The organism is Arthrobacter sp. Y3223166, from assembly GCF_059090935.1.
This window is the reverse complement of record NZ_JBNHGE010000003.1, coordinates 105,666-117,099: the sequence shown is the minus strand read 5'-3', so window position 1 is coordinate 117,099 and position 11,434 is coordinate 105,666. Positions and strand designations below refer to the sequence as shown.

The 11,434-nt window shown below is 70.6% G+C and carries 10 protein-coding genes and 1 pseudogene; 3 read left to right on the top strand and 8 right to left on the bottom strand.

The window, feature by feature from the left end; genetic code table 11:
- Window positions 1-1,218, bottom strand: a pseudogene (locus AC5RUH_RS03185) (RNA polymerase sigma factor).
- An 86-nt stretch (window positions 1,219-1,304) separates the two neighbouring features.
- Complete coding sequence (locus AC5RUH_RS03180; RefSeq protein WP_494013970.1) at window positions 1,305-1,748, bottom strand: YciI family protein; 444 nt, start codon at window positions 1,746-1,748, stop codon at window positions 1,305-1,307.
- Window positions 1,749-1,900: 152 nt separating this feature from the next.
- On the opposite strand from AC5RUH_RS03180, the gene AC5RUH_RS03175 reads away from it, so the two are divergent.
- Window positions 1,901-3,130, top strand: a complete 1,230-nt coding sequence (locus AC5RUH_RS03175) for a kynureninase (protein WP_494127858.1) — start codon at window positions 1,901-1,903, stop codon at window positions 3,128-3,130.
- Between the two features lie 16 nt (window positions 3,131-3,146).
- Here AC5RUH_RS03175 and AC5RUH_RS03170 read toward each other — a convergent pair whose 3' ends face one another.
- The 5 genes from AC5RUH_RS03170 to AC5RUH_RS03150 all read right to left on the bottom strand — a co-directional run bounded on the left by AC5RUH_RS03170 (window position 3,147) and on the right by AC5RUH_RS03150 (window position 8,239).
- Window positions 3,147-3,659 (bottom strand): GNAT family N-acetyltransferase, encoded by a 513-nt coding sequence (locus AC5RUH_RS03170; protein WP_493999700.1) that lies wholly within the window; start codon window positions 3,657-3,659, stop codon window positions 3,147-3,149.
- A gap of 55 nt (window positions 3,660-3,714) precedes the next feature.
- A complete protein-coding gene (gene mshA, locus AC5RUH_RS03165; protein ID WP_494023092.1) occupies window positions 3,715-4,947 on the bottom strand; it encodes a D-inositol-3-phosphate glycosyltransferase in 1,233 nt (410 codons plus the stop codon).
- Window positions 4,948-5,065: 118 nt separating this feature from the next.
- The gene (locus AC5RUH_RS03160) at window positions 5,066-6,337 is read right to left on the bottom strand and encodes an FAD-dependent oxidoreductase (RefSeq protein WP_494127857.1); all 1,272 of its coding nucleotides are present in this window, start codon (window positions 6,335-6,337) and stop codon (window positions 5,066-5,068) included.
- The gene (locus tag AC5RUH_RS03155) at window positions 6,321-7,046 is read right to left on the bottom strand and encodes a class I SAM-dependent methyltransferase (protein WP_494127856.1); all 726 of its coding nucleotides are present in this window, start codon (window positions 7,044-7,046) and stop codon (window positions 6,321-6,323) included. The genes AC5RUH_RS03160 and AC5RUH_RS03155 overlap by 17 nt, the downstream gene beginning before the upstream one ends.
- A 17-nt stretch (window positions 7,047-7,063) precedes the next feature.
- A complete protein-coding gene (locus AC5RUH_RS03150; RefSeq protein WP_494127855.1) occupies window positions 7,064-8,239 on the bottom strand; it encodes a type III polyketide synthase in 1,176 nt (391 codons plus the stop codon).
- 129 nt (window positions 8,240-8,368) lie between these two features.
- Here AC5RUH_RS03150 and AC5RUH_RS03145 point away from each other — a divergent pair, with 129 nt between their 5' ends.
- Window positions 8,369-8,875 (top strand): hypothetical protein, encoded by a 507-nt coding sequence (locus tag AC5RUH_RS03145; protein WP_494049951.1) that lies wholly within the window; start codon window positions 8,369-8,371, stop codon window positions 8,873-8,875.
- 41 nt (window positions 8,876-8,916) lie between these two features.
- Here AC5RUH_RS03145 and AC5RUH_RS03140 read toward each other — a convergent pair whose 3' ends face one another.
- Window positions 8,917-9,468, bottom strand: a complete 552-nt coding sequence (locus AC5RUH_RS03140; protein ID WP_494127854.1) for a flavin reductase family protein — start codon at window positions 9,466-9,468, stop codon at window positions 8,917-8,919.
- A gap of 114 nt (window positions 9,469-9,582) precedes the next feature.
- Here AC5RUH_RS03140 and AC5RUH_RS03135 point away from each other — a divergent pair, with 114 nt between their 5' ends.
- Window positions 9,583-11,412: a thiamine pyrophosphate-requiring protein gene (locus AC5RUH_RS03135; RefSeq protein WP_494127853.1), complete on the top strand. Its 1,830-nt coding sequence runs from the start codon at window positions 9,583-9,585 to the stop codon at window positions 11,410-11,412.
- Window positions 11,413-11,434 lie beyond the last annotated feature (22 nt).

Here is an 11,434-nt window from a genome sequence, read left to right as displayed (position 1 = left end):
TCAGCCGGTGACGGCCCGGCGTTCGAGGACCTCCCGTTCGCGATCATTCTTCGCCAGCGCGGCGGCGGCGGCGAACTCGGAGCGGGCCTCGTCCGCCCGGCCGAGCCGGGCCAGCAGCTCGCCGCGGACGCTCGGGAGCAGGTGGGAGCCGCTCAGGGCGCCTTCCGAGGCCAGCCGGTCCACGATCGCCAGGGCGGTGGCGGGGCCGGTGGCCATGGACACTGCCACAGCACGGTTGAGCTCCACCACCGGGCTCGGCGCCACCCGGCCAAGCGCTTCGTAGAGCAGCACGATCTGCGCCCAGTCGGTGCCGGCGACGCTGGGGGCGGCCGCATGGCATGCGGCGATGGCCGCCTGCAGGGCGTAGCTGCCCCGGCCGCGGCCCAGCGCGTCGGCCCTGGCCAGGGCGGCTCGGCCGCGTTCAATCTGGGCGCGGTCCCAACGCGTCCGGTCCTGGTCGGCGAGCAGGACCGCGCTGCCGTCCGGCCGTGTGCGGGCGCCGAAACGCGACGCCTGGAACTCCATCAGGGCCACCAGTGCGTGCGCTTCGGGCTCCCGGGGCACCAGTGACACCAGGAGGCGTCCGATCCGCAGGGCTTCGCCGGCCAGGTCCGACCGGATCCAACGGTTCCCGGAGGTCGCCGCGTACCCTTCCGTGAACAGGAGGTAGACCACGCGCAGGACGGCGCCCAGCCGCGGGCCCCAGTCGTTCGGTTCGGGGACTTCGAAGGGGACCTTCGCCGCGGCCAGGGTTTTCTTGGCCCGGACGATGCGCTGTTGCACCGTGGCGACCGGAATCACGAAGAGCCGGCCGATCTCCTCGGCAGACAGGCCGGCGACGACCCGGAGCGTCAGGCATACCTGCGCTTCCCGCGAGAGGACCGGGTGGCAGGCGGTAAAGACGAGCCGGAGCACGTCGTCGGGTACGGGGTCCCAACGCAGGTCTTCTTCGTCCCGCAGCCCGCGGGCCAGCACCTGGTAACGGTCCTCCAGGCGTTCGGCCCGCCGCCAGGAGTCGATGGCCCGGCGCTTGGCCACGGTGGTCAGTCACGCCGCCGGGTTGCGGGGGACGCCGGCGTGCGGCCACCGGGCCAGCGCATCGGCCACGGCTTCCTGCGCGACGTCCTCGGCGAAACCGACATCCCCGGTGGCACGGGCCAGGGCGGCGACAATCCGGGCGCCCTCGATCCGCCACAACGCATCGATCCGGCGCCGGATTGCCGCCTGGGCCTCGGCCCCCGCCGCCCCAGGCTCCTGGGCCTCGGCCCCCGCCGCCCCGGGCTCCCGGGCCTCGGCCCCGGGGGTCAGGCGTTCTCCGAGCGGAGCCTCGCCTCTTCCTCGCGCCATCCTTCTTCCTTCCGGATGTACTCGTTGTCGGCGAAGTCCGCGAAATCGGCGGCCTCGGTCACGCGGCGGACCTCCAGCTTGGAGCCCGGTCCCAGCGGGCAGCGGCTGGCCCACTCCGCGGCTTCCTCCTTGGAGGCCACCTGGACGATCCAAAAACCGTTGAACAGTTCGTGCGTTTCGCCGTACGGGCCGTCGGTCACAATCGGCGGCTCCTCCGAGAAGTCCACGACGAATCCGCTGCCGTCGGAAAGATCCGCCAGGCCTTCTCCCGCCAGCATGACGCCGGCGTTGATCATCGCCTCGTTGTAGGCGCCCATCTTGTTGATCATTTCTTCGAACGGCATGGATTTGGACGCCTCAAGGGCTGCATCCGTGGACCGCATGATGAACATGTACTTCATGGCTTTTCTCCTTCTCGGAACGAGACGCGGGCATGCGCCTTCTACTATGCCGTCGAACGGGGGCCGTGGATATCGACAGGCCCGGGAATTTTTTTCGGATTCTTCGCGCCGCGGTTCGGCGGCCCCGCGGCAGCCGCCTCTATGCTTGCCGTATGACCAACGACGATCAATTGCGTGACCGCGCCCGGATGCTTGACGCCGCAGACCCGCTGGCCGGATACCGGACCCGGTTCGCAGGCCATGACGACGACGCCGTCGTGGCCTACCTCGACGGCAATTCGCTGGGCCGGCCGCTGGCCGCCAGCATCGAGCGCGTCCGGGACGTCATGGCGCAGCAGTGGGGCGGCCGGCTGATCCGGGCCTGGGACGAGGTCTGGCTCCAGCTGCCGGAGCAGATCGGCGACGAGCTGGGCCGGGTCGTGCTGGGAGCCGCGCCGGGCCAATGCGTGGTGGCCGACTCCACCACGGTGCTGCTGTACAAGCTGGCCCGCGCCGCAATCGACGCGCGCCCGGGGCGCCGGCGCATCCTGGTGGACCGGGACAATTTTCCGTCCGACCGCTTCATCGTTGAAGGCATCGCCGCCGAGTGCGGCCTGGAGCTGGACTGGCTCGAGCCCCCGCACGCCGGGGGAGTGACGGCAGAAGCGGTCCGGGCCGCCGTGGGCCCCGACACGGCGCTCGTGCTGCTCAGCCACGTGGCCTACCGCTCCGGCTATGTTGCGGACATTCCGGCCATCACCGCCGCCGCGCACGACGCCGGTGCCCTGGTTTTGTGGGACCTGTGCCATTCCGCCGGGGTGCTGCCCGTGGAACTGGACGGCTGGGGCGTCGACCTGGCCGCAGGCTGCAGCTACAAGTACCTTAACGGCGGTCCGGGCGCCCCGGCCTGGGCCTACGTGCGGACCGAGCACCAGCACCTGAGCCAGCCGATCCAAGGCTGGTTGGGCAGCGCCAAACCCTTCGAGATGGGTCAGGGGTATCAGCCGGCCGGCGGGATCCGCCGGTTCACGTCCGGAACTCCGCCGATCATCGGCATGACCGCCCTCCAGGACATGGTCGCCCTCATCGACGAGGCCGGGCTGGCGGCGGTCCGGGATAAGTCGATCGCCCTGACCGGGTTTGCCGTCGAGGCCGTGCAGGAGGCGCTGGCCGGTTTCGGCGTAGCCATCGCCTCGCCGCTTGATCCGGCGGAACGCGGCGGCCACGTCACCATCGACCACCCGGACTTCAAGCAAATCACCGGCAGGCTCTGGGAGCAGGGAGTGATACCGGACTTCCGCGAGCCCGACGGCCTCCGGCTGGGGCTCTCGCCGATGTCCACCAGCTTCCAGGAGGTGTGGCGCGGCATCGCCGCCATTCGCGCCGAGCTCGAACGGATGTAGCCGAGCTCGAACGGGTTCAGCCGCCCCGCCGGACCATCCGGATCTCGTGCAGGCCTTCCCACAGGCCGGTCAGGGGCTCGCGGCGTCCGTCCGGGCCGAATCCGTGCTTGCGGTAGAACGCCTGGGCGCGCGGGTTGTCCTCGAGGACCCAGAGCAGCGCGGGCCCGCCACCGATCGCCGCCTCCAGCAGTTGCCGCCCGAGCCCGGTCCCGTAGGCCTCCGCCAGCACGTAGAGCATCTGCAGTTCGTGCGGCACGCCGGCGTCGGCGTCGTCGTCCTGCACGGGGCCGCCGCCCGAGCAGCCGATGATCCGTCCGGCGGGGTCTTCGGCGACCCACAGCTCCGCCCCCGCCGCCAGCCCGCGCGACCACCAGTCGATCTGCTGGTCCCGCCGGGCCGCTTCGGCGGCGAAGAAGCTCTCCGGCCGCTGGGACGAGTAGGTTTCCCGCCAGGCGGCGAGCTTCATGTCGAGTGTGGCCGGGATGTCGTCTGGGGTGGCGCGGCGGATGCGGAAATCGGGGGTTGGCACCCATGAATCCTAGCTGCGGCTGCCCGGATCCCAGATCATACCGGCACCGCAAGGCTCAGCGGCGGAAGTGGTCGACCGCGAGCTGGTAGCTGTGCGCCGTCAGCGCGGCGGTCTGCTCCCAGCCAAAGGACGAGGCGTGCACCGCGGCATTGGCGCCCAGCCGCCGGCGGAACTCCGGGTAGTCGTGGAGCTCGCGGAGGGCCCCCGCCCACCGGACCGGGTCGTGCCCGTCCACCAGCAGCCCGGTGAGCCCGTGGCTGACCGCCACCGGCAGCCCGCCCACGTTGGTGGCAACGACGGGCGTACCGCACGCCTGCGCTTCCAGGGCGACCAAGCCGAAGGATTCGCTGAAGGACGGGACCGCCACCACATCGGCGCTGCGGAAGGTGGCCGCCAAGGCGCGCGGCTCCACGGGGGGCGAGAGCGTCACGGTGTCCGCCAGCCCCAGCTTCCCGGCCAGCGCCGGCAGGTCAAGCCCGGCGGACCCGCTGATCTCGCCGATGATGGACACGCGCAGCCGGATGTCGGGCCGTTGGCGGCGCAGTTCGGCCGCGGCGGCCAGCAGGACCTGCGGCCCTTTCAGTACCTGGATGCGGCCGGCAAACACCAGGTGGAAGGTATCCGGGCCGATGCCCGCCGCCTCCCGGTCCGCGCGGCGGCCGTCGGGGCGGAAGGTGTGCAGGTCCACCCCGGGCGGGATCACGTCCACCGTCCCCTCGTCCGCGCCGTAGAGATCGACCAACTCGGCCGCCTCGGTCAGGGTATTGGCAATCAGCCGGCCGGCTCCGGACGCTATGGCTTGCTCCCCGTCGATCCGGGAGGCAGGCTCGGGCGGTTCGCCGGGCTGCAGGTGCAGGTTTTTGACCAGCCCCATCGTGTGCATCGAGTGCACCAGCGGAATGTGCCAGTCGTGCTGCAGCCGCAGCCCCACGGCACCCGAAAGCCAGTAGTGCGAGTGCAGCACGTCGTACCGTGCCCCGTCCTGCTGCGTGAACTGCCGCAGCGAAGCCTCCAGTGCGGCCAACCGCTGCGGCAGGTCTTCCTTGGTTACCGCGTCGGCGGGGGCTCCGTCCAGGTGGATCACGCGGACGCCGGCCCGGGGATGTTCCACGGGTTCCTGCCCGTCGTGCAGGGAGCGGGTGAAAACGTCGACGGCGGTGCCCAGCGCCGCCTGTTCCCGCGCCAGGGCGCGCACGTAGACGTTCATCCCGCCGGCATCGCCCCCGCCGGGGAGAGCCAGCGGCGAGGTGTGCAGCGACAGCACGGCGATGCGCTCCGCGCCGACCATGCCCACCTCCAGACCGTGTCAGCCGGGACGTCTCCGGCTCGGGAAAATCGACGTGCCGCCGAATTTGTCTAGCAGCCACTTTAGCCGCCCGGGTAGGCCCCGGCCGCTTGATGACGGATCAGTGCATGGTGAAGCGGCTGGCCACCGTGTCCTGCACTCCGGGGAAGCGGGTGAGCGTGCTGAACAGGCGGTTGCGGGCCGCGAGCACCGGCGGCGGCAACGGCCTGCCCAGGGCCATGTTCAGGTGAGCCTGCCAGACGGCGGTGTTGGCCGCCCGCCGCCGGTCCGCCTCGTATCTTCGCAACGCCATGCCCGTCGGCTCGCCCGCCAGGGCCGCGGCCACGATCGGAGCCAGGGCTGCGGCATCCAGCCAGCCCAAATTCATGCCCTGCCCGCCGATCGGACTCACCTGGTGTGCTGCGTCGCCGACGAGCGCGACGCGTCCGGCTACCAGCCGCCGCGGCGTCCGGGAGCTGACGGAGAAGGCGCTGAGCATGGAGCAACTGCCGGGGTCCGGGCCCGTCCCGGTGCGCCGCGCGACCAGGGAGGCGAGGCCGTCCGGCGTCGGATGGCTGACCACGCCGGGCATCCTGGCCACCCAGCGCCGGGTACCCCCGGGGAGCGGGAAGGATTCGACGATGCCGCCGGCCTCCAAATAGAGCACGGCGGTGCTGCCGTCGCCGGTGGTGTCGGCGAAGTCTCCCATCAGGTAGGCGTCCGGATACACCCGCGTCCGCACCGGGACGCCGAGTTGGCGGCGCAGGGCGGAATAGGCGCCGTCGGCCGCCACCACCAGCCTGGCCCGCACCGTCTCCGCAGCAGCAGCCGGTGCCACGCCGGCAGCCGGTGCCGGTGCCCTGCCCGTGCCTGTGCCCGCCGCCGCCGGTTCCGGTCCCGCGCCCCGGCGACAGGACAACGTCACGGTCGCGCCGTCGTCGTACGCCCCCTGCACCGCCACCGCGCGGCGCACCGCCCCGGGACGCAGCGCCTCCAGCCGTTCTTCCAGCAGCCGTTCGGTGATGACCTGCGGCACGGCCAGCACGTAGGGATGCGCGCCGGGAATGCCGTCAAACGAGAGCGACGCGACGTCCCGGCCGCGGCTGCGGGCCACGCCCCGGCGGATGCGGACGCCGGCCGCCAACAGCTCCGCACCCACGCCCGCGTCGTCGAGCACGGCCAAAGCCGGCGGATGGATCCCGATCGCCCGGGAGTGGCTGCTGCGTGCGCTGCGCCGCTCCAGGACCGCGACGTCCACCCCGCGCCGGGCCAGCAGGATGGCCATCAGCAAACCCACCGGGCCGCCGCCGACCACGGCGACATCGAGCAGGCGGCCGCCGGGCGATTCAACAGGCCGGCCCCGGGGGAGCGCCGCCTCAGGCATCGGGCTCATGGATCACCAGTTGGCGGAAACGCGAATCGGGCAGCACCCGCCACTCCGGCGGGAGGGCGGCGCGCAATTCCTCCGGGGTGTAGCTGCGGCGGATGGAGGTCAGCCCGTCCCGGCGGATGAAGGAGCGGTGGAAAAACGGCAGCGTCCCGGCGGCGAACAGCACATACGCCGTGCGGCTGCGGATGATGTCGCTGTGGACTGCGAGGGCGCGCGACAACCGCTGCGAGTCCGCCAGCAGGCCTGCCAGGTCGGGGGCGGTCAGGTGGTGCAGCAAGTGGTTGGACACGACGGCGTCGAAGCTGCGTCCTTCGGCCACCAGCTCGGAACTGAAGGCCTGCCGGAACTCGAGGCCGGGCGACCGCGGCCGGGACACGGCGAAGGCATGGGCGCGCGGATCGGGATCGATCGCCGTGATCCGCAGGTCCAGGCCGTCCCGGGCGGCCAGGCGGGCGAGCAGCCGGGGAACGTCGCCGCCGCCGGAGCCGATATCGAGCAGGGTGGGGGCCTCAAGGCCGGCCAGGCGCGGGCGGAGCAGGCGCCGGTAGATGCCGTGCCAACCCGACACCGCCCGGTTGATCAGCGGAAACTGGGCGTAGGTGCGCCGAAGCATCGCGGGGTCGCAGTCCGGCTTGTCCATTTCCTCCACGGCGTCCGTGGCGCGGAGGGCCAGGAACGTCGACGCCTTGCGATCCGGCAGGCGGGCGGCCACGGCGGTCCGTTCCCGCCCTACACCGCCGCTGCCGCGGAAACCTGGCGGGCCCGGAGGGTGGCGGCGGGCACGGTCTTGGTGAACAGCCCGGTTTCCACCGTCAGGCCCGGGCCGAAGGCCATCGAGCAGATCCGCTCCTCCCCGGACCCTGCCGGTTGCTCCAGGATGTGCTTCAGCACAAACATCACGGTGGCGCTGGACATGTTCCCGTACCGCCGCAGCGTTTCCCGGGCCGGCACGAGCTGTTCCCCGGTCAGCTCCAGCTTGGCCTCGACCTTGTCCAGGATGCTGCGGCCGCCCGGATGGATCGCCCAGTGCTCAATGTCGCGGTATGGTCTTGCCGCCACGTCCGGTTCACGGGCCAGCAACGGCTCCAGCGCACCAACGATGTGTTCGTCGATAATGTGCGGAACATAGGTCCCCAGGACCATTTCGAAGCCCTCGTCACCGATGTTCCAGGCCATGGATTCCTCGCCGACCGGGGTGAGGACGGTTTCGAAGTGGTCCAGCCGGATGGCAGGCCCGGTCTCGTCCAGGCCGCGCGCGGTGATGACCGCTGCCGCCGCGCCGTCCGCGAACAGGGAGGACCCGACGATGGTGTCGGGGTCGTTGGACGTGCGCACGTGCAGCGTGCAGAGTTCTGCCGATACGACCATCACCACCGCCTGGGGATCGGCGTCGCAGAACGACTTGGCCGCCCGCAGGGCCGGGAACGCCGCGTAGCAGCCCATGAAGCCGAGATGGTAGCGCTGGACGGCGGGATTGAGCCCCAGCGCACGCACGATCTTGTAGTCGGGTCCCGGGTTGAAGAACCCGGTGCAGGAGACGGTGATGAGGTGTGTGATGTCCGCCGGGCCGATCCCCTCGCAGGAGGCAAGCGCCTTGCCGGCCGCCTCGATGAACAGCGGGGTTGCCTTGTCCGCGAAGATGTCGTTGCGCACCTTCGTGCTGGGAGAGAGCAGCTGCCGGGAATCGGCGTCGAAGAACACCGGGTTGTCCGCCCGCTTGGCCGTCGTGAGTTCCTCGACGGCGGTGTACCGGGTGTCGATGCCGGACTGGTCGAACGATGTGGTCACCAGGCGCTGTCCCAGGCGGGTCAGGCCCGGTTGCGTGGAGAACACGTCCCGCGCCTCCGACTGGATCAGGATGGTATCCGGAACAGCGGTTTCCAGGGCTCGCAGCGTGGCCGTCATAGTCCATTCATAGAGCAGGCAGCCGGGTAAGACAATGGACCGGCCGCCCGGCTCCCGGCTGAACCGCTACGTCATACGCGGGCGTCTTACCGGTTGACGGGCCAAGCCGGTACACAAGGAGCGGATCCGGTGGAGTACGAAATCAATTCCCTGCCGCTGCACGTGCTCCTGGTCCATGCCACCGTGGTGATCGTTCCGCTGGCGGCGCTGTGCGTTGCGCTCACCCTGCTCTGGCCGGCCGCGAGGCGGCGCCTGGGGATTGCCACCCCGCTGATCGCCCTGCTGGCCCTGGTGCTGGTGCCCGTCACCCAACAGGCCGGCCACTGGTTGTTCCTCAGGATCGACCAGACGCCGCTGGCCGTCGAACACATGCGGTTGGGCGACATGCTGCTGCCGTGGGTGGCCGGCCTTTTCGCCACGGCGCTGGGACTGTGGCTGTGGTTTCGCTACGGAACGACGGCGGACGCCTCCTCCCGGCGCAGGCTTGGCGCCGGATACAGCGTCATCGCGGCAGTGGTCGCCGTCGCCGTGCTGGCCGTGTGTGCCGGCGCCACGGTGGCAGTGGTGCTGACCGGCGAATCCGGAACGCGGGCGGTCTGGGAAGGCGCCTACTCCGGGCCGCCGGCGCTGCCCTGACCAACTCCGGCCTCGCCGGCTCGGGCCGTGGCCCGGCGCTTTTAGCGGCCCAAGCGCCGGTAGGAGGAGCCGAAGTGGATGAGCGGATCGGCGCTTTCCGAACCGGCAGCGTCCCGGCCCATGGCCAGCACCTCGCCGACGATCAGCACGTGGGTCGCCGCCGGATGCACCGCCGTCGTCCTCAGCTCGAACCACGCGGGGGCTCCGCCGATCACCGCAGCACCGGTGGCCGGGCCGCGCCGGTACGAGACCTGGTTGAGCAGGCCTTCCACCGGATTGCCCGGGCTCGCCAGCCAGTTCGCCGTGCCCTGGTGCTGCGAGGCCAGCAGGCTCAAGGCCCAGGTCCCCGAGTTGGCCACGGCGTCGCAAATCCTCGACTCCTCGAAGAGGCTGATCAGCATGGTGGGCGGATCGTAGGACACCGAGAGATAACCGCTGACGGTCGCCGCGTAGTCCCGGTTCCGCCACCGCGTCGACACCACCGCGACGCCCGCGGCAATGTCGGCGCTGAGAGTGCGGTACAGGTCGATGTCCCGCTGATCCACTGCGCCCTGACTGACGGGATGGGCCGCCAGTTCTCCGTCCAGTTCCATGCCGCCATCTTTGCATGCCGGCCGCGGGGCGGCTCAGGGACGGTTCAAAACGGAGGCAGCGGATGATAGGGATGTTAAACAGTAAGCACCCTGAGAATTGCGAGTGGAGTGGATATGGCCCAGCGGCTCGTTGCAGACCTTATTGTCGATCGGCTTCGCGCGTGGCAGGTGTCGCGGATTTTTGGCTACAGCGGGGACGGCATCAACACGTTCATGGGCGCGCTGCGGCGCGCGGGGACGGTCGAATTCGTCCAGGCCCGGCACGAGGAAAATGCCGCCTTCATGGCGGTGGGGCACGCCAAGTACACGCGCGGGGTGGGGGTGGTCACGGCCACCCAGGGTCCCGGAGCCGTGCACCTGCTCAACGGCCTGTACGACGCCAAACTCGACAGCGTCCCGGTAGTGGCCATCGTCGGGCAGCAGTCGCGCACCGCGCTCGGCTCCGGGTACATGCAGGAAGTGGACCTGGCCAACCTGACGAAGGACGTGGCCACCTTCCGGCAGCAGGTGAGCACCCCTGAGCAGGTTCCGCTGGTGCTGGACCGCGCCTTCAAGGCGGCCCTGAGCGGCCGCGGCCCGGCCGTGGTGATCATTCCGCACGACATCCAGAAACTTCCCGCCCCCGAACTTGAGCACACCCATGGCGTGGTGACCACCGCGCCGATCTGGCGTGCCCCGCACGTGGTCCCGGACCCGGACGACCTGCGCGCGGCCGCGGACGTGCTCAACGCCGGGCAGCGGGTTGCCCTGCTGGTAGGACAGGGAGCGCGGGATGCCCGCGGGCAGGTGGTTGCGGTGGCGGAGAAGCTCGGGGCCGGCATTGCCACCAGCCTGCTGGGCAAACCCTATGTGGACGAGTCGCTGCCCTTCGCGGCCGGAACCATGGGGCATCTGGGTACCGCCGCCAGCGGCCAACTGCTGGGACACTGCGACACCTTGCTGATCGTGGGCTCCAATGACCCCTGGACTGAGTTCTACCCGCCGCCCGGTGCTGCCCGAGCGGTGCAGATCGACAATGACGCCAGTGCCATCGGCAACCGCTATCCGGTCGAGGCGGCGCTCACCGGCGACGCCGCCACCACCCTGGCGGCGCTGCTGCCGCTGCTTGAGGACCGCGCAGGCGGCGGGTGGCGCGAGCAGGTGGAAGGCTGGGTGCGGCAGTCTCGCGAGCTGTCGCGGCAGCGGGCCATGACGCCGGCGCAACCGGTCAACCCCGAACGGGTGGCCTTTGAGCTGAGCGAACGATTCCCGCCGGACGGCCTGCTCGCCGTCGATGTCGGCAGTTCCGTCTACTGGTATGCCCGGCAGCTGCGGCTGCCGGCAGGGGCCCAGGCGCACCTCTCCAGCACCCTGGCAAGCATGGGCTGTTCGATACCGTACGGCATCGCCGCCAAGCTGGCCGCCCCGGAACGGGTGGTTGTTGCCCTCACGGGAGACGGGGCCATGCAGATGAGCGGCCTGGCCGAACTGATTACCGTCGGCCGACTCTGGCAGCGGTGGATGGACCCTCGTTTTGTGGTGTGCGTCCTGAACAACCGGGAACTCGCCGAAGTGACCTGGGAACAGCGGGAGATGGAGGCCGAGCCGCGGTTTGCCGACAGCCAGGCCCTGCCCGATGTCGACTACGCGGGCTACGCACGGTTGCTCGGACTGCACGGGAAACGGGTCGAGGACCCCGAGCAGCTCGGGGCCGTATGGGACGAGGCGCTGGCCGCCGACCGGCCGTATCTTATCGAGGTGCTCACCGATCCCGACGTTCCGCTGCTCCCGCCGTTCCCGGCCGGCCGGGAGAACGCGGAAACCATGCAGCGGACGCTGGATCAGGAAGGGCAGGCGGCCGAGGGCGCGAAAGACCTGCTGCGCACCTACACCGGCCAGGAAGAAGCCGGTCACGAACGGGCGCCCGGCCAGGAAGAAGCCGGCAACGATCGGGCATTCGGATAGGAGGGTAGCGGCCGGGACGGTG

Coding starts and splice junctions, on each gene's coding strand:
- AC5RUH_RS03180 (WP_494013970.1), bottom strand. CDS start 1,748: ATGAAGTACATGTTCATCATGCGGTCCACGGATGCAGCCCTTGAGGCG.
- AC5RUH_RS03175 (WP_494127858.1), top strand. CDS start 1,901: ATGACCAACGACGATCAATTGCGTGACCGCGCCCGGATGCTTGACGCC.
- mshA (WP_494023092.1), bottom strand. CDS start 4,947: ATGGTCGGCGCGGAGCGCATCGCCGTGCTGTCGCTGCACACCTCGCCG.
- AC5RUH_RS03160 (WP_494127857.1), bottom strand. CDS start 6,337: ATGAGCCCGATGCCTGAGGCGGCGCTCCCCCGGGGCCGGCCTGTTGAA.
- AC5RUH_RS03150 (WP_494127855.1), bottom strand. CDS start 8,239: ATGACGGCCACGCTGCGAGCCCTGGAAACCGCTGTTCCGGATACCATC.
- AC5RUH_RS03140 (WP_494127854.1), bottom strand. CDS start 9,468: ATGGAACTGGACGGAGAACTGGCGGCCCATCCCGTCAGTCAGGGCGCA.
- AC5RUH_RS03135 (WP_494127853.1), top strand. CDS start 9,583: ATGGCCCAGCGGCTCGTTGCAGACCTTATTGTCGATCGGCTTCGCGCG.